Annotated in this window: 20 protein-coding genes and 1 tRNA gene; 11 read left to right on the top strand and 10 right to left on the bottom strand. The window is 70.6% G+C overall.

Translation table 11 applies throughout. From position 1 onward, the window contains the following. Positions 1–8: 8 nt before the first annotated feature. Positions 9–1,175, bottom strand: a complete 1,167-nt coding sequence (locus I7X39_RS11345; RefSeq protein WP_198111274.1) for an SGNH/GDSL hydrolase family protein — start codon at positions 1,173–1,175, stop codon at positions 9–11. Between the two features lie 123 nt (positions 1,176–1,298). Here I7X39_RS11345 and I7X39_RS11340 point away from each other — a divergent pair, with 123 nt between their 5' ends. Further along, a complete protein-coding gene (locus I7X39_RS11340) occupies positions 1,299–1,652 on the top strand; it encodes a VanZ family protein (protein ID WP_198111273.1) in 354 nt (117 codons plus the stop codon). Here I7X39_RS11340 and fahA read toward each other — a convergent pair. Together fahA and hmgA are read right to left on the bottom strand one after the other, a co-directional pair. Further along, positions 1,627–2,946 carry a fumarylacetoacetase gene (gene fahA, locus I7X39_RS11335; RefSeq protein WP_198111272.1) on the bottom strand — a complete coding sequence of 440 codons (1,320 nt, stop codon included), beginning with the start codon at positions 2,944–2,946 and terminating at the stop codon, positions 1,627–1,629. The two genes, I7X39_RS11340 and fahA, sit on opposite strands and share 26 nt — an antisense overlap. 123 nt (positions 2,947–3,069) lie before the next feature. Next, positions 3,070–4,368 carry a homogentisate 1,2-dioxygenase gene (hmgA, locus tag I7X39_RS11330; RefSeq protein WP_198111271.1) on the bottom strand — a complete coding sequence of 433 codons (1,299 nt, stop codon included), beginning with the start codon at positions 4,366–4,368 and terminating at the stop codon, positions 3,070–3,072. A gap of 77 nt (positions 4,369–4,445) precedes the next feature. Here hmgA and I7X39_RS11325 point away from each other — a divergent pair, with 77 nt between their 5' ends. Further along, positions 4,446–5,234, top strand: a complete 789-nt coding sequence (locus tag I7X39_RS11325) for an IclR family transcriptional regulator (RefSeq protein WP_198111270.1) — start codon at positions 4,446–4,448, stop codon at positions 5,232–5,234. Here I7X39_RS11325 and I7X39_RS11320 read toward each other — a convergent pair. The 3 genes from I7X39_RS11320 to I7X39_RS11310 form a co-directional block, all read right to left on the bottom strand. Continuing rightward, complete coding sequence (locus I7X39_RS11320; protein WP_198111269.1) at positions 5,180–5,854, bottom strand: N-acyl amino acid synthase FeeM domain-containing protein; 675 nt, start codon at positions 5,852–5,854, stop codon at positions 5,180–5,182. The two genes, I7X39_RS11325 and I7X39_RS11320, sit on opposite strands and share 55 nt — an antisense overlap. Positions 5,855–6,041: 187 nt before the next feature. After that, complete coding sequence (locus tag I7X39_RS11315) at positions 6,042–6,782, bottom strand: SapC family protein (RefSeq protein ID WP_198111268.1); 741 nt, start codon at positions 6,780–6,782, stop codon at positions 6,042–6,044. Between the two features lie 55 nt (positions 6,783–6,837). Then, complete coding sequence (locus I7X39_RS11310; RefSeq protein ID WP_198111267.1) at positions 6,838–8,124, bottom strand: hemolysin family protein; 1,287 nt, start codon at positions 8,122–8,124, stop codon at positions 6,838–6,840. Positions 8,125–8,242: 118 nt separating this feature from the next. On the opposite strand from I7X39_RS11310, the gene I7X39_RS11305 reads away from it, so the two are divergent. The 3 genes from I7X39_RS11305 to I7X39_RS11295 all read left to right on the top strand — a co-directional run bounded on the left by I7X39_RS11305 (position 8,243) and on the right by I7X39_RS11295 (position 9,980). Next, complete coding sequence (locus tag I7X39_RS11305) at positions 8,243–9,061, top strand: symmetrical bis(5'-nucleosyl)-tetraphosphatase (protein ID WP_198111266.1); 819 nt, start codon at positions 8,243–8,245, stop codon at positions 9,059–9,061. Between the two features lie 34 nt (positions 9,062–9,095). After that, positions 9,096–9,183 (top strand) — tRNA-Ser (locus I7X39_RS11300). A 77-nt stretch (positions 9,184–9,260) separates the two neighbouring features. Then, positions 9,261–9,980: a transporter substrate-binding domain-containing protein gene (locus I7X39_RS11295; RefSeq protein WP_198111265.1), complete on the top strand. Its 720-nt coding sequence runs from the start codon at positions 9,261–9,263 to the stop codon at positions 9,978–9,980. Positions 9,981–9,987: 7 nt separating this feature from the next. Here I7X39_RS11295 and I7X39_RS11290 read toward each other — a convergent pair whose 3' ends face one another. From I7X39_RS11290 to I7X39_RS11280, 3 genes are all read right to left on the bottom strand, one after another. Beyond that, complete coding sequence (locus tag I7X39_RS11290; RefSeq protein WP_198111264.1) at positions 9,988–11,493, bottom strand: hypothetical protein; 1,506 nt, start codon at positions 11,491–11,493, stop codon at positions 9,988–9,990. Between the two features lie 114 nt (positions 11,494–11,607). Then, positions 11,608–12,468 (bottom strand): pirin family protein, encoded by an 861-nt coding sequence (locus I7X39_RS11285; protein ID WP_198111263.1) that lies wholly within the window; start codon positions 12,466–12,468, stop codon positions 11,608–11,610. Between the two features lie 10 nt (positions 12,469–12,478). Continuing rightward, the gene (locus I7X39_RS11280) at positions 12,479–13,105 is read right to left on the bottom strand and encodes an FMN-dependent NADH-azoreductase (RefSeq protein ID WP_198111262.1); all 627 of its coding nucleotides are present in this window, start codon (positions 13,103–13,105) and stop codon (positions 12,479–12,481) included. 119 nt (positions 13,106–13,224) lie between these two features. Between I7X39_RS11280 and I7X39_RS11275 the strand changes: the two genes are divergently transcribed. Continuing rightward, complete coding sequence (locus I7X39_RS11275) at positions 13,225–14,157, top strand: LysR family transcriptional regulator (protein ID WP_198111261.1); 933 nt, start codon at positions 13,225–13,227, stop codon at positions 14,155–14,157. Here I7X39_RS11275 and I7X39_RS11270 read toward each other — a convergent pair. Further along, positions 14,145–15,065 (bottom strand): LysR family transcriptional regulator, encoded by a 921-nt coding sequence (locus I7X39_RS11270; protein ID WP_198111260.1) that lies wholly within the window; start codon positions 15,063–15,065, stop codon positions 14,145–14,147. The two genes, I7X39_RS11275 and I7X39_RS11270, sit on opposite strands and share 13 nt — an antisense overlap. Positions 15,066–15,170: 105 nt before the next feature. On the opposite strand from I7X39_RS11270, the gene I7X39_RS11265 reads away from it, so the two are divergent. From I7X39_RS11265 to I7X39_RS11245, 5 genes are all read left to right on the top strand, one after another. Next, on the top strand, positions 15,171–15,812 hold the full coding sequence (locus I7X39_RS11265; protein ID WP_198111259.1) for an FMN-binding negative transcriptional regulator: 642 nt from the start codon (positions 15,171–15,173) through the stop codon (positions 15,810–15,812). Positions 15,813–15,850: 38 nt separating this feature from the next. After that, positions 15,851–16,360, top strand: a complete 510-nt coding sequence (locus I7X39_RS11260; protein WP_198111258.1) for a DUF1579 domain-containing protein — start codon at positions 15,851–15,853, stop codon at positions 16,358–16,360. Next, positions 16,357–16,737, top strand: coding sequence for an NIPSNAP family protein (locus I7X39_RS11255; protein ID WP_198111257.1), 381 nt, complete (start codon positions 16,357–16,359; stop codon positions 16,735–16,737). Before I7X39_RS11260 ends, I7X39_RS11255 begins: the two co-directional genes overlap by 4 nt. Before the next feature lie 60 nt (positions 16,738–16,797). Then, entirely contained in the window at positions 16,798–17,367 is a 570-nt protein-coding gene (locus I7X39_RS11250; protein ID WP_198111256.1) for a hypothetical protein, read from the top strand. Positions 17,368–17,453: 86 nt separating this feature from the next. Further along, positions 17,454–20,627, top strand: a complete 3,174-nt coding sequence (locus I7X39_RS11245; RefSeq protein ID WP_198111255.1) for a ligand-binding sensor domain-containing diguanylate cyclase — start codon at positions 17,454–17,456, stop codon at positions 20,625–20,627. Positions 20,628–20,816: the final 189 nt, after the last annotated feature.

Below are 20,816 nucleotides of genomic sequence, written 5' to 3'. Positions count from 1 at the left end.
CTTCGCGATCATTGGACCCAGCCCTTGGCCTTCAGGGCCTCGTGCATGGCGACGCCGAACTTCTCATGCGCGGCCACGGAGGGGTGCACGCCATCGGCAAACATGGAGTTGGCCGGCGTCACGCCGGCCGGCAGCACGCGCAGGAAGGGGTTGCCGGCCGAACCGGCCGGGGCCGCGGTGACAAAGCAGAACGAGCTGCTGCTGCCCAGCGCCGCCGGCACGTTGCAAACCGGTGCCTGCACGTTGACGAAGCCATTGGCGGCCGGATTGCCGTACCAGTTGGAAGCGAGCGCGCCGGCATCGAACAGCAGCACGCCCGGATCCATCAGCTCGACTTCCTTCTTGATCTGCGCGTTGTACGCGCCGCTCAGGGCCGTCAGCAGGGCCTGGGTGGAGGCACCACCGGCCACGCCGAAGGGGGTCTGAGCGGCATTCGGGATGGTCATCAGGACCACGCGCTGGGCACCCGCGGCCTTGACACGCTTGACCTGGGCGATCGCCGCCAGGCCGGCCTGCTCCATCTCGATGACGTACTTGGCAACGATGAGCTGGGTCTCGGCCGTGGTGAGCGCGCGCCCGGCGGCCACGCTGGCGGCGGCAATGTCATTGCCAGCCAGCGTGGCGTTGAAGAACACGTCGTTGGCGCCACCCCAGATCACGACCAGGTCGGTGGGGTTGAAGTTGCCCTTGGCCAGCGCGCGATCGATCTGCGTCACCAGCGGCACGGCGGCTTGCGCGGTGCAGGCGCCGGCCGCATTGGGGTTGCAACCCACGCCAGGCACCTTGGCCACACGGGCGCCGCCCTGGGCGTAGTTGGTGGCATTGGCGGCGCTGTTGGCACCGTTGCTGGCGGCCACGGGGCTGGCCGAGCCGACCTCGAAGCGCTCGGGCGCGATGGTGGTGCCCAGGCGCCGTGCCAGCACCTCCACCCAAATTTCACCCGGGCTGTTGGTGAACTTGCCCACCAGATCGGCCGCCGCCTTGGGCACGCCGGCCTGGCTTTGCAGGATCAGCGAATTGCCACGCGAGTAGGCGCCGCCGTCCGTCAGGCTGTCGCCGAAGGCGATCAGACGGGTGGTGGTGGTGGTGCTGGGGGGCGGTGGGCTGTTTTCTCCGCCGCCGCAGGCGGCCAGGGCCGCCAGGGCTACGGCACACAGGCCGAGCTTGAACTTCATGCAGGTCTCCAGGGTGCCAGGACCGGCGCCGGCCGGTCTCCATCGAATGGGTGAAGCATGCCTTCCGTGCGGACCCCGCCCGGCCCGGCTGTGGCGTCTTCGCCCCTAGGACAATCCCCAGCCATGCCCCTGTTCACCTGGCGCCTGCTGTGCGCCCTGCTCACCCTGCTGGTGAGCTGGCTGGCCCTGAGCCCCGCCCCGCCCGACCTGGCCAGCACCGGCTGGGACAAGGCCAACCACGCCTTCGCCTTTGCCGCGCTGAGCTTCGTCAGTAGGCAAGGCTGGCCCCGGGCCGCGCGCTGGCGCCACGCGGCGGCCTGGCTGGCCTACGGCCTGCTGATCGAGCTGCTGCAGACCCAGCTGCCGCCGCGCCAGGGCGAGGCGGCCGATTGGCTGGCCGACGCCATCGGGATCGGCCTGGGGCTGGGTCTTTCCGCGTTGCTGAACAAGCTCAGCGGGCGAGCGCGGGCAGGATGAGGCCGCTGCAGGCCCCCAGGCCGATGCGGCGCGCACCCGGGCGCTCGGCGTAGGCGCGCAGGCTGAGTTCGTCGCCGTCCTGCAGAAAGGTGCGGGTCTCGCCTTCACCCAGGTCGATCGGCTGACGGCCGCCCTGGGTCAGTTCCAGCAGGGAGCCGGCCTGCTCGGGCAGCGGGCCGGAAATGGTGCCGGTGCCGAGCAGATCGCCGGGCTGCAGATTGCAGCCATTGCTGGCGTGGTGGGTCAGCAGCTGGGCGGCCGTCCAGTACATATGGCGCATGTTGCTGCAGGCCAGGCGCGTGGGGCCGCGGCCGGCGGCGCGCTGTGCGGCGGTGTGAATCCAGACCTCCAGCTGCAGGTCCACGCCCCCCGCCACTTCATTGGCGTTGTGCTGCAGATAGGGCAGCGGACGCGGATCGTCGGCCGGACGCTCCATCGGGCAGCGGAACGGGGCCAGCGCTTCCCACGTGACCACCCAGGGCGCGACCGTGCTGCCGAAGTTCTTGGCCAGGAAGGGACCGAGCGGCTGGTACTCCCAGGGCTGGATGTCGCGCGCCGACCAGTCGTTGAACAGGCTCAGGCCGAACAGATGCTCCTCGGCGCGCTCGATCGGGATCGGCTCGCCCAGTTCATTGCCCTGCGCCACCCACAGGCCCAGTTCCAGCTCATGGTCCAGGCGCTGGCTGGGGGCGTACTGCGGCACCTCGTCGTTCGGGCCCTTGCGCTGGCCCCAGGGGCGGCGCAGCGGCGTGCCACTCACCACGATGCTGGACGCACGGCCGTGGTAGCCGATCGGCACCCATTTGTAGTTGGGCAGCAGCGGGTTGTCCGGGCGGAACAGCTTGCCGACGGTGACGGCGTGGTGGATGCCGGCATAGAAGTCGGTGTAGTCGCCGATGCGCGCGGGCAGGCTGAACTCCAGCGCGGATTGCGCCACCAGCGCGCCCTGCAGGCGCGCCTGCTGCGGGCTGCCTTCGCGCAGGGCGTCGAAGAGGGCCTGGCGCAGCGCGCGGCGCGCGGCCACGGGCTGGGCCATCAGGGCATTCAGGTCGCCGCGCGCCAGCGGGTCCAGCAGCACCTGCACGGCACTGCTCCAGCGCCCGGCGCTGGCGGCCGCGGCCAGGTCGAGCGCCTGGTCGCCGATGGCGACGACGATGCGCCAATCCTGCTGCGTGCCGGCACGGCGCGCACGCGCATAGGGCAGGTTCTGCAGCGGGAAGTCGGTGTCGACCGCGTTGGCGCTGGCCACCCAGCTCTGGGCGGCGGGGTCGTGGGTGAAGTCAAGGGATTGCATGCAGCTCTCCGGTCGGTGCGGGCTCACTCTGGGCAGGTCTCAATCAAGTGGCACCGTGGAACCGGCTCTGCCGGGCCACAGGTGCCGCCCCCTGGGGGGAGGCGCGTCAGCGCTTCGGGGGGGCTACCTGGTGCTCGGATTGAAGTGGTCGGCCAGGCCGGCCCAGCATTGGTCGTAGTTCGATTCGAGCATGGCGCCGCCGCCCAGCGCAAAGGGCGTGGGGCGCAGGCGCAGCCGGGTCTCGAACATGAAGGCCAGGGTGTGATCGAGCTTGTGCGGCTTCAGGTCCGCGGCCGAGGCCCCGGCAAAGGCGTCGGTGTCCGGACCGTGCGGCACATAGGCGTTGTGCAGGCTGGCGCCGCCGGGCTTGAAGCCTTCGGGCTTGGCGTCGTACTGGCCGTAGACCAGACCCATGAACTCGCTCATGACGTTGCGGTGGTACCAGGGCGGGCGGAAGGTGTTCTCGGCCACCATCCAGCGCGGCGGGAAGATCACGAAGTCCGCATTGGCCCAGCCCGGGGTGTCCGAGGGCGAGGTCAGCACCGTGAAGATGCTGGGATCGCAGTGGTCGAAGCTGACGGTGTTGATGGTGTTGAAGAGGCGCGTGTCGTACTTGTAGGCGTAGAGGTTGCCGTGCCAGGCCACCACATTGAAGGGGCTGTGCGCCTGCTCGCTGCACCAGAAGTGGTTGTCCTGCTTCTTGACGATCTCGTAGGGGCCGGCGGCATCCTCGAAGGCGGCCACGGGCACCAGGAAATCGCGCGGGTTGGCCAGGCCGTTGGAGCCAATGGGCCCAAGTTCGGGCAGGCGGAAAGCGGCGCCATGGTTTTCGCAGACATAGCCGCGCACCGGGCCGTCCACATCCACCTTGAAGGCCACGCCGCGCGGCACCACGGCGATCTCGCCGGGCTCCACCGCGAGGCAGCCGAACTCGGTGCGGATCTGCAGCACGCCCTGCTGCGGCACGATCAGCATCTCGCCGTCGGCATTCACCATCGCACGGCGGCCCATTGCGCGGTCGGCCACATACAAGTGCACGGCGATGCCCACGCCGGCGTCCGGATCGCCATTGACGGCGTAGCTGCGCATGCCGTCCACGAAGTCCAGCCCGGGTTGGGCCCAGGGCAGCGGGCCCCAGCGCAGCGGTTGCGGTGGGCTGGCTTTCACGTTGGCGGCGCCACTCAGCCACAGCGGCTGCGTGTAGGCCTCGTAGCGCCCCGCCACCACTGAGGGCTGGCGGCGGTACATCCAGGTGCGCAAGTTCACCGCGCGCGGCGCCGTAAAGGCGGTGCCTGAGAGCAGTTCGGCGTACAGGCCGTAGGGGCAGCGCTGCGGGCTGTTCTGGCCGGCCGGCAGCGCGCCGGGCAGGGCCTCGCTGACATGCTGGTTGCCGAAACCGGCAAGGTAGGACAGAGAACTCATGGCAGTCCAGAGGGAGTGGTAGGCGGCGGGCCGGAATTCTGCCATTCCAAATTCATTCGTCTATCTAGAATCTGCGCATGAATCCTTCGCGCGCCCGTGGCATCCAGAGCATCGAGGTCGGCGGCACCCTGCTGCGCGCGCTGATGGATGCCGGCGGCAGCCTGGCGCTGAAGGATCTGGCGCAGGCCGCGGGCATGCCGCCCGCCAAGGCCCATGCCTATCTGGTGAGCTTCTGCCGGCTCGGGCTGATCGAGCAGCCGGTCGAAGGCGGCCCCTATGCGCTGGGGCCCACCGCGCGCGAGCTTGGCCTCATCAGCCTGCAGCAGCACGACCCGGTGCGCCTGACCAGCGAACAGCTGGAGCCCCTGGCCCAGCAGCTCGGCATGACGGTGGGCCTGGCCGTCTGGGGCAACCAGGGCCCGACGGTGCTGCGCGTGGCGCACCCACCCGCCCCCGTGCACATCCACCTGCGCCACGGCAGCGTGCTCAGCGTGGCGGACAGCGCCAGCGGCCGCGTGCTGGCGGCCGCTCGAGCCTGGGACGAGGTGGGCCGGCATTGGCGCGGCCAGGCCAGCGCCGGCCGGTTGATCCTGGAAACCGTGCAGCAACAGGGTTGGGCCCTGAGCGACGAGGCCCTGGCGCCCGGCGTGGCGGCCGTGGCCGTGCCGGTGCACAACGCCGCGGGTCGGGTCGAACTGGCGCTGGTGGCGTTGGCGCCTCGTCAGCAGTGGCTGGAAGCTCCCGGGCGGCCACAGGGCGTCGCCCTGGAGCAGTTGCTGCGCACCGCGCAGGCCTGCTCGGCCCAGTTGGGTTACACGCCCAGGCGCATCTCGCGCAGCAGCGCGGTTTCCTCGGCCGGGCCGTAGAAAAGCGGATACAGGCTGCGCGCCTGCGCGGCCAGGTCCGCCCGGCCTCCCATGGTTTCGATGTCGCGCCGCATCTCGTCGAGCGGCTTGCACATCAGCACCGCGGGGGCGTTGACGGCCGGATCGAGGCGCTCGCCGGCCAGCAGGCGGGAGCCCAGCATGCGCCGGTAGAAGGGGGAATGACGCGGATGGACCTCAAAGACGATCAATTCGGCCTTTTCGATCCGGTGCGCGTACAGATAGGCCATATGGAAAAGGCGCGCCAGCACGGGCTTGGACTCGGTGCCGCCATCGACGGCCAGCCGCGTGAACTCGCACAAGCGCTGCTGCTCGCGCAGCGCGCGCAGCTCTTCCGGGAACACCGCATCGGCCGCCAAGCCCGCCGGGCCGTCCATACGCACCGTCAGGGTGCCCACCACCTGTTCGCCCTCGCGCACCCGCAGACTGGCCAGGCCATCGGCCGCCATCTCCAGGGGGGTGACGCGCAAGCCGCGCTGACCATAGCGCCGGCCCACCAGGGCCTGGTTGGCCAGCCAACCCGCGCTGCCCTGCACGCGTTCGGCCGCAAATCGTTCAAGGGGGGGCGCGGCGGGAGCCAGCCAAGCCTCCAGCGCCCCCAAGGGGCCTGCTTCTTCTCTGCTGGAATCGCTCATTACTGCCTCGCTCGCCAATCCCTCGGAAGACAGAGGGAACCGCAATGTAGCCGGCAAGCGTGAATTTATTGACGGAATAAGCCCGGGAATCCCCTGATGCAAGGCCTATTCGCAACAACGGCCCTGCACGCAGGGCCGTTTCTGCTACGAGCAATTACTTCTGCAGGCGTTTCGCTGCCAGGCGGCGCATATTGCGCATCGAGATGCGGTGATATTCGACCACCTGCAGCAGACCACGGCGGTGGAAATCCAGCACCTTGGCGTCTTCCAGCTTGGCGAATTTCTCGTCGTTGATGGCCAGGAAACCATCGACTTCGATTTTCTGGCCGCCTTCCATCGAGGCCTCGAAACGCATCGGCTCGAGGATGCCGGCTTCGTCCAGCGCCTCGCACACCAAGCGGGTGCGCTCGACCTCAGTCTCGTAGCTCTCCAGGAACTTCAGCACCGACTGGGTGAACTCGGTCGGCTCGCCCTTGTCGTCGAACATCGGCTGCCCCTCGGTCTGCGAGAAGCCTTCCCACTGGTCGTCCATGCACACCACCATCTGCTCGCCGTTGTCCAGGCGGGCCATGGCGAAGGGGTAGCGGCGCAGGTAGGCGGGGGCGTACTCGGCGTCCCAGGTGCCGTCTTCCTTGATGAACAGGTTTTCGCCGTTCTGCAGGCCCAGCACGGCCAGCGGCATCAGCGGCGCGGGCTTGCCATCCTGGCCCTGACCGGCGCGCACGAACACGATGGGGAAGTTCTGGCAGGCATCGGCGAACTCGATGACGTTCAGGAACATCGAGTTCAGGCTCTTGGCCGGGTTCAGGTTGATCAGATCCTGGCGCACGCGCAGGTTGCGGTGCTGGGCACGGTCCAGAGCGACCAGGCTGCGGTACATCGGGGGGAGTTGCATGGGATTTCTCTCAGATAAGGGCCGAATGTCGGCGCCGTGGCGCCGTGCTGGAGGCTCAGGCGAGTCGGGTGGCCAAGACCTTGTCCACCCGCTTGCCGTCGAGGTCGACGACCTCGAAGCGCCAGTCCTCCCACTCCACCGCGTCGGCCGTGCGCGGCAGGTGCCCCAGCAGCAGCATGATCATGCCGGCCAGGGTGTTGTATCGCCCGCGGTCTTCCTCGGGCAGTTCCTTCAGTCCGAGCCGGTCTTTCAGTTCCGGCACGGGAATCAAGCCATCGATGAGCCAGCTGCCGTCGGCGCGCTGCACCGCCCAGGCCTCGCCGTCGCTGGGCGCATTGAACTCGCCGGCAATCGCTTCCAGCAGGTCGCGCAGGCCGATCACGCCCTGCACCTCGCCGTATTCGTCGACGACGAACACGAGCGGGGCATCGCTGGCGCGGAAATGCTCCAGCAGTTCCATACCCGACAGGGTTTCGGGCACGAACACCGGCGGATCCAGCGTGTCGGCCAGATTCAGGGGCAGGCCCGCCAGCGCACGCGCCAGCAGGCCCTGGGCGGTGACGACACCCAGCACATCGGACAAATCGCCCCGGCACACCGGGTAGCGGCTGTAGCCATGCGCCTGCAGCACCGCCAACACCTGTTCGGGTGTCGCATCGGCATCTAGCCAGGCAATTTCGGCGCGCGGAATCATCATGGAGCCGATCTGGCGCTCGTCGAGGCGGAAGACGTTGCGCACCATCTGGTGCTCGCTCTCCTCGATCACGCCGGCGTCCAGGCCCTCCTCCAGGCTGGCGGCAATCTCTTCTTCCGTGACGCTGCGCTGGCCCTGGTCCTTCAGCCCCAGCAGGCGCAGCGTGGCCTCGGTGCAAAAGGTCAGCAGGCGCACGAAGGGCCGGGTCAGCGTGGAAATCGCCTCCATCGGCTTGGCCACCAGGCGGGCGATCAGCTCCGGATAGAGCTGCCCCAGACGCTTGGGCACCAGCTCGCCGAACACGATGGTCAGGAAGGTGATGATGAGCACCACCAGGCCGGTCGCGGTCAGGTTGGCGCTCTTCTCGGTGAAGAAGGGGAAGCCACGCTCCAGCCATTCCGAGAGCGGGCCGGAAAAGGCCGCCTCACCGACGATGCCGTTCAGCACCCCGATCGAGGTGATGCCGATCTGGATGGTGGAGAGGAACTTGGTCGGGTTGTCGTGCAGGGCCAGCGCGGCGCTGGCGCCGTGCTCCCCGGCCTCCACCATCACCTGCAGGCGGGCCTTGCGGCTGGCCGTCAGGGCCATCTCCGACATGGCAAACCAGCCGTTCAGCAGGATCAGGAAAAGAAGTAGCGCGGTATCCATTCAGTGCGGCGCCGCGGCGGCGCCAGAAAAAAGCGCCGGCAGGCGGCGCGGGGCGCATTCTCTCAGCCTCGGGTGGGCGGGCCGAACCAGGGTTCCCCCGCCCCCACAATGCGCGGCCATGGATTGGCTCATCGGTGATTTGCAGGGCTGTGACGACGCCCTCGGGCGGCTGCTGGCCGCGGTGGATTTCTCGCCCTCGCGCGACCGGCTCTGGCTGCTGGGCGACCTGGTCAGCCGCGGGCCCCAGTCGCTCGCCACGCTGCGGCGCGTCGTCGCCCTGGGCGCCCAGGCCGTGCTGGGCAACCACGACCTGCACCTGCTGGCGGTGGCGGCCGGCGTGCGCAAGGCCAAGAAGAGCGAGCAGCTCGATGCCCTGCTGCAGGCCCCCGACCGCGAGCTGCTGCTGGACTGGTTGCGCGCGCGCCCCCTGGTGGCCCAGGCGCCGGGCTGGCTGCTGGTGCACGCCGGCCTGCTGCCCGGCTGGTCGGCCGAGCAGGCGCTGGCCCTGTCGGCCGAAGTCGAGGCGCTGCTGCGCGACCCGCAGGCCCTGTCCGCGTTCTGGCCGCAGATGTACGGCAACCAGCCCGATCTGTGGCGCGACGAACTCCAGGGGCCCGAGCGCCTGCGCACCATCATCAACGCCTGCACCCGGTTGCGCTTCGTGGACCTGGGCGGCCGCATGGACTTCGAGACCAAGGAGGGCGCCGATGCCGCCCCGCCCGGCCTGCTGCCCTGGTTCGAGCACCCCCAGCGCGCCAGCCGCGGCACGCCGATCGCCTTCGGCCACTGGAGCACGCTGGGCCTGATCAACCAGCCGGACCTGCTGGCGCTGGACACCGGCTGCGTCTGGGGCGGCTGCCTGAGTGCCGCCCGCATCGACGGCGGCCGCCGCGAGATCGTGCAGGTGCGCTGCGAGCAGGCGCAAAAGCCGGGCTGAGCGCCGGCTGAGTGACAATGCGCGCCCTTCGCGCGGAGGCTTGGGGGAGTGGTTTAACCCAGCAGTCTTGAAAACTGCCGGCTCGCAAGGGCCCGTGAGTTCGAATCTCACAGCCTCCGCCACGTGGACTACCTCTCGTTGAACGGTCCCCAAGTTGCGCCCTGACCTCGCCCGGCCAGCCCGCCGAACCCTGGCCCTGATGCTGTTGCTGGCGTCCTCGCTGGCGCAGGCGCAGACCGTCCAGATCGAGTACCGCGACAAGCCGCCCTACAGCTACACCGAACGGGGCCGGCCGGCGGGCTTCCTCTTGCTGCGCACCATCGAGCTCTTGGAGCAGGCCAAGGTGGAGGCCGAGTTCCTGGAGGTGCCGGTCAAGCGCATCCTGCAGGACATCGAAGGCAACCAGGCGCCGATCTGCTCGCCCAGTTGGTACAAGCTCCCTGAGCGGGAGAAGTTCGCGCGCTTTTCCTTGCCCATCCACCAGGACAAGCCCCACGTGGTGCTGGCCCATGCGCAGGCGGCCAAGGCCATCCAGCGCCATGCGAAGCTCAGCGCCCTGTTTGCCGACCCGCAGTTGACGCCGGGCTTGCTGGACGGTGTCTCCTATGGCGCGGAGCTGGACCAGGCCCTGGCCCAGACGCGCAAGCCGGCGGTGCGAGCCCGCCTGAACCCGGGGCAGTTGGCCCGGATGATCGCGGCGCAGCGGGCCGACTACATGCTGATCGACCAGGAAGACCTGGGCTGGCTGCGCAATGACCCCGAGTTCAACAGCCTGAACCTGGTGCGCTTCGAGTTTCCGGATATGCCTGCCGGCCTGCTGCGCTACCTGATGTGCTCACGCCAGGTCGACCCCGCCGTGCTGGAGCGGGTCAACCAGGCCATCCGTCAGCGCCTGCCGGAATTGGCCGGCCGGGGCTGAACCCGCTTCAGCTGCGCCCCGCGCGCCGCAGCCAACCCCACGCGACGGCGAAGGGCAGCGCCGAGCGCGGCCGGTAGGGCGTGCACCACAGCCCGCCGTGGCAGGCCTGGTCCATGAACAGCTCGAAGGGGTGGGCCAGCTCCACGCGCGGATCGGCCGCGCCGCGGTCGGTGCGCAGGTCGTGCACCCAGAGCGCGGCCATCAAGGCGTTGGTGGTCTCGGGCTCGAAGACCTCGATGCCAAAGCTGGAGGCGCCGGCAAAGCCGGCGGCCAGGGCGGGGTTCTTGATGACGGAGGCGGTCACCGTCGAGGGCGCGATGTTCAGGCTGACGCGGTGGCCGAGTGAGCGCGCCCACAGCGCGCGCCACTGCTGCAAGCGCTTGGCCAGCGCGTAGTTGGGCCCCTGCTCCAGCACCAAGCTGTCCACCAGGCCGTAGCGGCGCCCCTGCGGCCCCTGCAGCAGGCACTCCACATTGGGCTGGAAGAAGCGCTCGCCCGCCGCCAGGTGCAGGGGCTTTTGCAGGCTGCGCGTCAGCAAGGGCCGTGCGGCGTACATGCGCTGCGAGGCCTGGGCCGTCAGCTCGGGAATGGCGAACACATCCGTGGGCGTGGCCAGATAGGCCAGGCTGCTGGCGGGTTGCGCGCGCAGCAGGGCCGAGGCCACCATGTCCATCGCCAGGCTGACGCGCAGATGCCGCTCGCCGTCTTGGTAGGCCAGACAGGCCAGGTCGAGCGGGCGGTCGAAGCTGCGCAGCCAGGCGGCAACGCGCGGCGCATCCTGCAGCAGGTCGACCCCAGCTTGGGCGGTCCAGTCGGCGCGCGCCGTGCTGCTGCTGCGGATCGGCAGGTGCAGCTGGGCGTTGCCAACCAGCACGCGGTCCGCCACGCGGGCCCAGACTTCGGGGCGGTCCACATCCACCGCATACAGATTGGCGCGCCAGCGGCAGAGCCAGCGCAACGGGCCGGCCTCGCTGGCAGCCCCCAGCAGGGCGATATGGCGGTCCGACAGGTCGAACCACTCGGGGTGGCGCACGCAGCGTCCCAGGGCCTTGGCGGCGCTGGCTTCGATGATGCCGTTCTCGACCCAATCGAGCAGCTGGCGCAGGAGTGCATCGCCGTGCAGCTGCTGGCCCTTGTAGGGCACGGTCCAGGGTTGCACGGAACTGGCGCCCGCGCCCTTGAGGGTCATGGTGCCCAGCGGCCAGCCTTCGGGCTGCTCCAGGGCCTGAGCCAGCGGGCGCGACTGGCCTTGGGAATCGTCCCAGACCAGGGTCTGCCAGGCCGCCTGCAAGCCAGCGCGCGCACTGGCCAGGGCGGCCTCGGGCTGCGGCACGGCAGCCTCGATCAGCTGGCGGAAGTAGGCGGGGTAGCGGCGGCGCCAACGCGTTTCGGCCTCGGCCGCCTGGGCGGCGCGGCCCTGATCGAGCGCACGCAGGGCCGCCGCCACGATGCGCGCGCCGGCGGCCGTGCTGCTGCGCGAGCCGTCCGCCTGACGAGGAAATTCGATGCCCATGAAGGTGTGCTGGCGCGCCTGAGTCGGAAGCCGATGAGCCTAGCGCAAGCCCCTAGGGCGGCCGATGCAGAACCCGACCGGCGGCGTGACAGCCTGCCGGGGTACGCCAGTCCTTCAGGCCAACCGGCCCGCCTGGAAGTCCTGCACCGCCTGCAGCAGCTCGGCCTGGGTGTTCATCACGAAGGGGCCGTACTGCGCAATCGGTTCGCCCAGCGGCCGTCCGGCAATGAGCAGCAGGCGCGCGCCCTGTTCGCCGGCCTGCAGGCGCACACCGTCGCTGCCCGGCGTGTTGGCCAGGATGGCCATGCGCTGCGCCGGCACGCTGCAGCCGGTGTCGAAGCGCAGGCTGCCGCGGTAGACGTAGGTGAAGGCGTTGTGGCTCTCGGGCAGGGCCTGCTCGAAGCGCGCGCCCGGGGCCAGCTCGATGTCCAGGTAGAGCGGCTCGGTGTGCTCGCGCTGCACGGCGCCGGCCACGCCCTGGCTGTGGCCGGCGATGACGCGCACGCGCACGCCTTCCAGCTGCAGCTCGGGGATCTCGGCGGCGGGGATGTCGCGGTACCAGGGGGCGCGCATCTTGTCGCGCGCCGGCAGGTTGAGCCAGAGCTGGAAGCCTTCCATGCGCCCTTCCTCCTGCTCGGGCAGTTCGGAGTGGATGACGCCACGGCCGGCCGTCATCCACTGCACGCCGCCGCTCTGCAGCAGGCCCTCGTGGCCGACCGAGTCGCGGTGCCGCATGCGCCCCTCGAGCATGTAGGTGACGGTCTCGAAGCCGCGGTGCGGGTGGTCGGGAAAGCCGGCGATGTAGTCGTCGGCCCGGTCCGAACCGAAGGCGTCGAGCATCAGGAAGGGGTCGAGGCGGCGCTGCAGGTTCTGGGTCAGCACGCGGGTGAGCTTGACGCCGGCACCGTCCTGGGTCGGCTGGCCGGCGATCAGGGTCTCGACCGCGCGCGGTCGTTGCAGGGTCGGCGTGCTCATGGGGCGCTCCTTATTGGGTCAAAGCGGGTTGGGTCAGTTGTTCGATTTGCGCACGGGCCTGGGCCAGGCCGTTGGCTTGCGCCTCGGGGCCCATGTTCAGGCCTTCGGCGTAAATGAATTCCACATCGGTGATGCCCAGGAAGGCCAGCATCGTGCGCAGATAGGGAACCATGGTGTCGGCCGGCTGGTCGCGGTGGATGCCGCCGCGTGCCGTCACCACATAGACCTTCTTGCCCTGCAGCAGGCCCACTGGGCCCTGCGCGGTGTAGCGGAAGGTGACGCCGGCCTTGGCGATGGCGTCGATCCAGTGCTTCAGCTGGGCAGGGATGCCGAAATTGATCATCGGCACGCCCAGCACCAGCACATCGGCTGCCTGCACCTGCTCGATCAGCGCCTGATCCAGCGCGGCCCGCTCGGCCTGCGCCGGGCTGCGTTGCTCGGCCGGGGTGAACAGGGCCTGCAGGGCTTCCTCGTCCAGCGCCGGGTGGGGGTGTTGCACCAGGTCGCGCACCTGCAGCGTGCTGTCGGGCTCGGCGACCCGCAGGCGCTGCACCAGCTCGGCGGCCAGGCGGGTCGAGAAGGAGCCCTCGCCGTTCTGCACGGGGCGGGCGCTGGAGTTGATTTGCAGGATGTTCATGGTCGGGCTCCGTTGGGTTGGCAGGCCTTGTTGGCCATGACTGAACTCTATGGAGAACCAATCTGCGGAAAAAGCCGGCAAACTGCACAACATCGTTCCATCAATAGAACAATGAAGCCATGAACACCGATGCCGACGACCTGCTGGTGTTTGCCCGCGTGGTGGAGTCCGGCAGCCTGAGCCGCGCGGCGGAGCGCCTGCAGTGCCCGAAGTCCACCGTCTCGCGCCGCCTGACTGCGCTGGAGCGGCGGCTGGGCGAGAAGCTGCTGCAGCGCACCACGCGCCGGCTCACGCTGACCGAGTTCGGCCAAGGCGTGCTGGAACACGCGCGCGCCCTGAGCAGCGAGGTGGACGCAGCCCTGGCCCTGGCCCTGCACCGCCAGCAGCGGCCCAGTGGGCGGCTGCGCGTCTCGATGCCGGGGGATTTCGCCACCCAGGCCCTGGGCGGCATGCTGAACGCCTTCGTGCAGGCCTACCCCGAGGTGCAGCTGGAGCTCGACCTGTCGCCGCGCCGCGTCGACCTGATCGCCGAGGGCTATGACCTGGCGGTGCGCATGGGCAGCCTGCCGGCCGACTCGCAGCTCGGCGCGCGCCGCCTGGCCTTGATCGAGAACGGGCTCTACGCCGCGCCCGACTACCTGGCCCAGCAGGGCGAGCCACAGCGCCCCGAGGGCCTGCTGCAGTTGCAGGGGCTGATGATCCTGGGCCGCAACGGCGAACCCTGGCCCTGGACGCTGACCCGCGGCGAAGGGCCAGGCGCCGAGACCTGGCAGGGCCTGCCGCTGCGGCGCACCCTGATCAACGCCCCCGACGCCTTGATGCGCATGGCCTGTGCCGGCCTGGGGGTGACGGCCGTGGGCCTCCACTACGCTCGCGCCGACGTAGAAGCCGGCCGGCTGCGCCGTGTACTGCCGGACTGGTGCCTGCCCCCCACGGCCTGCTGGGCCGTGTTTCCCGAGCGGCGCCTGATGCCGCTGCGCACGCGCGTCTTCATCGAGGCCATGGCCGAGACGCTGGCCAGTTGCAGCGCGGCGCGCGCTCAGGCCGACTGAGGCCGGCGCCCCTCCAGCAGGTCCACGCTGGCGCGCGTGCCCTCGTACAGGCGGTCGAACAGGCTGCGCACCCGCGGCACCTTGCGCAGCTCGGGCCGCGTCAGCAGCCAGAGCTCGCTGCGCCACTCGCGCGGCGGCTCGAACACGCGGCGCAGCTCGGGGTGGCTGTCGCCCAGGTAGCAGGGCAAGGCCCCCAGGCCGACGCCAGCGCAGACCAGGCTGTAGACGTTCATCAGGCTGTTGGTGCGCACCGCCACCCGCCCCTCCAGGCCCTGCTGGCGCAGCCAGGTGGCGGAATCCAGATGGGCCAGGTGCTCGTCCACCCCCACCCAGGGCCAGGCCTCCCACTGGCCGGCCTGCACGCCGCCCAGGCGCACGCTGCGGTACACCGTGGCGTCCACCCGCGCCAGGCGCCGGCCCACCAACTGCTCCGGCGGTGGGCCGCCGGTGCGCAAGGCCACGTCGGCCTCGCCCTTGAGCAGGTCGAAGCGGCGCGGATCGGTGCTGACATGCACCTGCACCCCTTCCAGCGCCTGGTACTGGGCCAAGAGCGGCGGCAGCAGGGCGTGCATCAGGGTGTCGCCCGTGGTCAGGCGCAGCACGCCACCGGGCCAGGAGTCGCGCGTCAGCAGGCGGTCGGTCAGGCGCGCCACCTCGCGCTCCAGGCCGCGTGCCACCGCCACCAGATCGGCCCCGGCCGGCGTGCACTGGTAGCCGCTGCGGCGGCGCTCGAACAGGGTCAGCCCCAGTTCCTGCTCCAGCGCCGCCAGGCGCCGGAACACCGTGGCGGCGTTCAGGCCCAGGCTCTCGGCCGCGCCGGCCAGGCCGCCGGCGCGCTCCACATGCAGCACCAGGCGCAGCGCGTCCCAATCGGGCGTGGCGGAACGGATTCGCGGCGGGGCGTCCATGGCAGGCCTTTCTTGCACGAGTGTCGAAATTCATTGCAATTTTGCAAGTGCACGAGGCCTGCGGAATTTCGACACTGGCGACCTTCCTTGCAGCACCGCACCGCCATGAACCCCGTCGCCGCCTTCCAGCCCGCCCGGCCCAGCGAGATCGACCGCCTGGTCGCCGAATACCCGCTGGCCCTGGTGATTACCGCCGCTGCCGACGGCAGCCCGCAGGCCACGCCGCTGCCCCTGGTGCTGCAGCGCGACGCTCAAGGCGAGGGCGTGCTGGTGGGCCATTTCTCGCGCAAGAACCCGCAGCTCGACCTGATCCGCCAGCAGCCGCGCGGCCTGGTGGCCTTCAGCGGCGCGCAGGGCTATATCGCCACCAGCTGGTTCAGGGACCGCCGCTACGCCCCGACCTGGAACTACGAGGCCGTGCACTTCACGGTGGACATCGAGTTGGACGACCGCCCCGAGGCCGCGGCCGCCGCGCTCGAAACCCTGATCGCCCACGCCGAGGCGCCCTACCCCACCCCCTGGTGCAGCCAGGAGATGGGGCCGCGCTTTGCGCAGCTGGCGCAGTACATCGTGCCTTTTCGCGCCCGCATCGTCGCCACTGAGGCCCAGTTCAAGCTCGGCCAGGGCGACCCGGCCGACGTGCTGGCCGACACCTACGCCGGCCTGGCCCGCTACGGCCGCCACGAACTGGCCGCCGCGATGCGCCGCCACGAGCAGTTGCAGGCCCAGCGCGCCGCCAGCGCCTGAAGCCTCCACACCCTCTTTTTCTTTGCAAGGACGCCCTCATGCCCACCCTCGACCATCTCCCCCGTCTACCCGACGCCCCGGCCGACTTCGACTTCTTCGTCGGCCACTGGCGCGTGCAGCACCGGCGCCTGAAGGGGCGTCTGGTCGGCAGCACGAACTGGGAGGCGTTCGAAGGCCGCAGCACGATGCACAAGACCCTGGGCGGCTTCGGCAATGTGGACGACAACCTGCTGGAACTGCCGGATGGCGCCTACCGCGCCGTCACCTTGCGCGCCTATGACCCGAAGGCGGGCACCTGGTCGATCTGGTGGCTGGACGCCCGCATGCCGGGCGCGCTGGACGTCCCGGTGGTGGGACGGTTTCAAAAGGGCGTCGGCACCTTTCTGGCGCAGGACACGCTGGACGGTCGCCCGATCGTGGTGCGCTTCCTGTGGCTGAGCGCGGACCCCGAGCACCCGCGCTGGGAGCAGGCCTTCTCAGCCGACGGCGGCGCCAGTTGGGAAACCAATTGGGTGATGGAGTTCAGCCGCGTGGATCCGGCCGCATGAGCGCCGAGAACCGCGTGCTGGAAATCCGCAGCTACAAGCTGCAGCCCGGCAGCGGCGCCGAGTTCCACCGCCTGGTGGCCGAGCACAGCGTGCCGCTGCTGCGCGCCTGGGGCATGGACGTGGTGCGCTTCGGCCCCTCGCTGCACGAGCCGGACGCCTACTTTCTGATGCGCGCCTTCAATTCGCTGGCCCATCTGGAGCAGTCGCAGGCGGCCTTCTACGCCACGCCGGCCTGGCGCCAGGGGCCGCGCGAGGCCATCGTGTCGCGCATCGTCAGCGACGCCAACACCGTCGTGGCACTGCCGGAGCGGGCCATCGAAGCCCTGCGCGACACCTCGCCTGCGGCCGCCGGCCCGGCCCCGACAATGCCGGCTTGAACCCCGAAGCCCGCCCCTGGTCGCGACACCCGCGCTGACCGCAGCGCCACCGCCGCCGCCTTGAAACCCCAACCCTCGCTCACCTTCCAGCGGCACTGGCGCTGGCTCTACTTCGGCCTGGGCCTGCTGGCCCTGCCCCTGCTGGGCTGGGTGTTTTCCGGCCCGCACCGGGCCGACGTCACGGTCGTCGCCAAGCCCTGGCGGCGCCTGGTCGAGATCGAGCGGCGCGTGCTGGAGATGCAATCCGACTGGTGCGACCGCCTGCCGGCCGAGGCGCAAGGGGTGGAGCGTCAGATGCGCGAAGACCCAAGCGGCCAGCGGGGCCTGGCGGAGTACTGCCGCTTCCGCGCCCCCGAGTGGCGCCGCCGCCGCTTCGCCGTGGCCGACGGCGAGGCCCCAGTGCCCCCCTTCTGGCCGGCCCTGGAACTGCAGAACCCCGGCAGCCCGGAGGGCGAGCGGGCCGGCCGCCGCCTTGCCGAGCAAGAGCTGCTGCTGCGCGCCGAAGACGGCCGCGAGTGGACCTGCCGCCTGTCGGTGGCCGATTGGCAGCGGCTGGCGCTGGGCCAGCAACTGCGCCTGCAGGTCGACCGCTTCGGCGTGGCGGATTGCGCCAGCTTCCTGGCGCGCTGAGGCGGCGCCCCGGGCAAGCCCGGGGCTGGGCAGTGGCGGCCCAGCGGGGCGGGCCACGGACAATGGCGGGTTTGAAGGAGCATCCGTTGCGTCGACTCGCCTGGGGTTTGTGTCTGGTTCTCGGCCTGGGCCTGGCCACCGCCACGCCATCCGCCGCACCTGCTTCTCCAGGCCTGCCGTCCGCCCTGCCGGAGCCCCTGGCCGAACCCCATTTCGAGAGCCTGAGCGACGCCGGTGCGATCCCGGACGGCGTGGTCTCCGCCATGGCGCTGGACCCGAGCGGCATGGTCTGGGTGGGCACCAGCGTGGGCCTGCTGCGCTTTGACGGCCACCTCTTCGTGCCCGTCTCCATGGCCGGCCTGGGCCGCAGCGGCACGGGCACCACCTTCGTGCGCACCCTCATGGCCGCACGCGACGGCCGCATCTGGGTGGGCACCGACGGCCGTCTGCTCGGCGGCTACGACCCGCGCACCGAGCAATGGCAGGTGTTCCGCCATGACCCCAAGGACCCCGGCAGCCTGGGGGGCGTGGTGCGCACCCTGGCCGAAGACGCACAGGGCCGCATCTGGGTGGGCAGCAACGGCGGCGGCCTGCAGGTGCTGGAGCCCGGCAGCACGCAGTTCCGCCGCTACGGCGCGGCCGAAGGCCTGCCCGATCCGCGCGTGCAGAAGCTGGCCATCGGCACCGACGGCACGGTCTGGGTCGGCACCTGGAACGGCCTGGTGCGCCTGGCGCCCGGCGCCACGCGCCTGAGTCCGCTGACCCTGCACGATGGCACCGAGCTGCGCCTGCCCGGCCAGGTGGTGCATGCCATCGCCCCCCTGGCAGACGGCAGCCTGTGGCTGGGCACCCAGGAGGGGGAACTTTGGCGTGTGGATCTGGCGCAGGGCCGCAGCCGCCAGCTGGATGAGCGCCCCGGCAATCTCGGCGCGGTGCAGACGCTCACCGCCGTACGAGCGCAGGAGGTCTGGGTGGGCCGGGCGGCGGGCGTCGAGCTGCGCGAGCTGGCCAGCGGCCGCCTGCTGCGCGCCCTGCGCCCACGCGCCAGCAAGCCCTGGGGCCTGGCGGGTGCCGACATCCGCGCCATCCTGAACGACCCGGCCGGCCTGCTCTGGGTGGCCGGCTACGGCACCGGGCTGCAACGCGTCAACAACCTCGATCAGGCGCTGTGGGTGCGCCGCGCCGACGAGGAGCCCGCCAGCCCCCTGGCCGAACCCGATGTACGCAGCCTACTGGCCTTGCGCGATGGCAGCTTCTGGGCCGGCACGAACGACCGCGGCATTGCCATCCTGGACGCGGCGCTGCGCACCGTGGGCGGCATCGCCGGCGGCCAGCAGGGCCTGGCGCCCGGCCGCGTCACTGCGCTGGCGCAGGGAGGCGACGGCCGCATCTGGGTGGGCGTGGAATCCAAGGTTTTCGAATTCACCCACACCCGGGTGCAGGCTCACGCGCACGAGCTTGGCCGCGGCCGGCTGCGCCGCCTGATGGTGGACCGCGAGGGCAACGTCTGGGCTGGCACGCAGGACGGTCTGTTCCGTCGCGCCGCCACTGGCGGGCGCTTTGAACGCGTGACGCACCATGACGGCCGCCCCCTGCTCGGCGGCGTCAATGCCATCGTGCAGGCGCCTGACGGCAAGCTCTGGGTGGGCGCCGAGGCGGGGCTCTTCCCCATCGCGGTGGGCGGCAAGGGGCTCGGGCCGATCGACTACGCCGCCGGCGCCGGGCTGGCCAGCCAGAACGTGGTGGGCCTGCTGATCGGCCGCTCCGGTGAGCTGTGGGTGGACACCACCGCCGGCCTGCACCGTCTGCGCGCCTGGGACGGCCGCACCGCCACGCTGCGCTACCTGGGCGAACAACCCGGCATGGGCAGCGAGGCCTTCGGCGCCAACCTGCTGCAGGACGCCCGCGGCATGCTGTGGACCCACCGCGGCATCTACGACCCCATGCAGCAGCAGGCGCGCCAACTGGGCGTGGCCGACGGGGTCGACATCGGCTCGGCCTGGTTCCGTGCCTACACCCAGGCGGCCGACGGGCGCATGCTGTTCGGCGGCAGCCGCGGCATCTTGGTGGTGCAACCGCTGGCCTTCCAGTTCACGCGTTTCGCGCCGCCGGTGGTGGCCACCAGCCTGCGCATCGGCTCGCGCGAGGTGCCGCTGGCGCGCCTGCAGCCCCGCCTGGAGCTCAGCCCTGAGGAGCGCAGCTTCAGCCTGGAGTTCGCCGCCATGGACCTGAGCGACCCTGCGCGCAACCGCTACCGCCACCGCCTGCAGGGCGTGGATGCGGACTGGGTCGAATCCCGTTCGCGCCAGCGTCAGGCCAGCTATGGCGGCCTGGCGCCCGGCCGCTACATCCTGGAGGTGCAGGGCAGCAACCGCCACGGTGAATGGAGCCCCAAGCTGCTGCGCGTGGAAGTGCAGGTGAAGCCGGCCTGGTGGCAGGCCTGGTGGGGCCGTGGCTTCATCGTGCTGAGCCTGCTGGGCCTGGGCTGGGGCGTGGCGCAGTGGCGCACGCGCCGGCTGCGCCTGCGCCAGAAGGAATTGCAGGAGCAGGTGGCGATCGCCACCCACGCGCTGGAGGCGCGCTCCAAGGCGCTGGAGCAATCCGCCCTGACCGATGCGCTCACCGGCCTGCACAACCGCCGCTTCGTACTGCAGCGCCTGGACGACGACCAGCGCCTGGCGCGCCGCATCGCCGAACAGGCCCTGCTGCAGGGCCGCACCCCGCCGGCGGCGGCCGATCTGTCCTTCCTGATGCTGGACATCGACCACTTCAAGCGCATCAACGACGAACGCGGCCACGCCGCCGGCGACGCCGTGCTGGCGCAGATTCGCCCGCGCCTGATGAAGGTGTTCAGCACTTCCGACTACCTCGTGCGCTGGGGCGGTGAGGAATTTCTGGTAGTGGTGCGCGGCACCTCGCGCGAAAGCCTGGCCGACCTGGCCGAGCAGGCCTGCCACGTGATGGCCGATGAGCCCTTTGTCATCCCCAACGGCGAGCCGCTGAACGTGACCTGCTCGATCGGCTTCGCCTGCTACCCGCTGGACCCGAGCGCCCCGCGCGAAGCCCCCTGGTCCGCCGTGCTCGCGGTGGCCGACGCCGCCCTCTACGCCGCCAAGCGCGAGGGCCGCAACCGCTGGGTCGGCGTGGTGCAGGGGCGCGGCACGCCGTTTGCCATCGCGCAGTCGCTCAGCGGGGAGTTGGAGTGCGAGGCGCGGGTGGTACGGGGCAGCCCGCCGGCAGAGAGCGCGACGGCCGGCTGAGGAAAAACAAAAGCCCGTCCTTGCGGACGGGCTCTTGCTGGCTGCTAGCAGGAGCTCAGCGCCGCGCCGGCGGTACGTCCGTGCAACTGCCGTGCGCCACCTCGGCCGCCATGCCGATGCTCTCGCCCAGCGTGGGGTGCGGGTGGATGGTCTTGCCGATGTCCACCGCATCCGCGCCCATCTCGATGG

This window comes from Inhella proteolytica (assembly GCF_016093275.1).
Lineage (GTDB): Bacteria > Pseudomonadota > Gammaproteobacteria > Burkholderiales > Burkholderiaceae_C > Inhella > Inhella proteolytica.
Note: the sequence above shows the minus strand (reverse complement) of the source record. Positions and strands in the feature narration are given on the sequence as shown.

Coding starts and splice junctions, on each gene's coding strand:
- I7X39_RS11345 (WP_198111274.1), bottom strand. CDS start 1,175: ATGAAGTTCAAGCTCGGCCTGTGTGCCGTAGCCCTGGCGGCCCTGGCC.
- I7X39_RS11340 (WP_198111273.1), top strand. CDS start 1,299: ATGCCCCTGTTCACCTGGCGCCTGCTGTGCGCCCTGCTCACCCTGCTG.
- fahA (WP_198111272.1), bottom strand. CDS start 2,946: ATGCAATCCCTTGACTTCACCCACGACCCCGCCGCCCAGAGCTGGGTG.
- hmgA (WP_198111271.1), bottom strand. CDS start 4,368: ATGAGTTCTCTGTCCTACCTTGCCGGTTTCGGCAACCAGCATGTCAGC.
- I7X39_RS11325 (WP_198111270.1), top strand. CDS start 4,446: ATGAATCCTTCGCGCGCCCGTGGCATCCAGAGCATCGAGGTCGGCGGC.
- I7X39_RS11315 (WP_198111268.1), bottom strand. CDS start 6,782: ATGCAACTCCCCCCGATGTACCGCAGCCTGGTCGCTCTGGACCGTGCC.
- I7X39_RS11310 (WP_198111267.1), bottom strand. CDS start 8,124: ATGGATACCGCGCTACTTCTTTTCCTGATCCTGCTGAACGGCTGGTTT.
- I7X39_RS11305 (WP_198111266.1), top strand. CDS start 8,243: ATGGATTGGCTCATCGGTGATTTGCAGGGCTGTGACGACGCCCTCGGG.
- I7X39_RS11295 (WP_198111265.1), top strand. CDS start 9,261: ATGCTGTTGCTGGCGTCCTCGCTGGCGCAGGCGCAGACCGTCCAGATC.
- I7X39_RS11290 (WP_198111264.1), bottom strand. CDS start 11,493: ATGGGCATCGAATTTCCTCGTCAGGCGGACGGCTCGCGCAGCAGCACG.
- I7X39_RS11285 (WP_198111263.1), bottom strand. CDS start 12,468: ATGAGCACGCCGACCCTGCAACGACCGCGCGCGGTCGAGACCCTGATC.
- I7X39_RS11280 (WP_198111262.1), bottom strand. CDS start 13,105: ATGAACATCCTGCAAATCAACTCCAGCGCCCGCCCCGTGCAGAACGGC.
- I7X39_RS11275 (WP_198111261.1), top strand. CDS start 13,225: ATGAACACCGATGCCGACGACCTGCTGGTGTTTGCCCGCGTGGTGGAG.
- I7X39_RS11270 (WP_198111260.1), bottom strand. CDS start 15,065: ATGGACGCCCCGCCGCGAATCCGTTCCGCCACGCCCGATTGGGACGCG.
- I7X39_RS11265 (WP_198111259.1), top strand. CDS start 15,171: ATGAACCCCGTCGCCGCCTTCCAGCCCGCCCGGCCCAGCGAGATCGAC.
- I7X39_RS11260 (WP_198111258.1), top strand. CDS start 15,851: ATGCCCACCCTCGACCATCTCCCCCGTCTACCCGACGCCCCGGCCGAC.
- I7X39_RS11255 (WP_198111257.1), top strand. CDS start 16,357: ATGAGCGCCGAGAACCGCGTGCTGGAAATCCGCAGCTACAAGCTGCAG.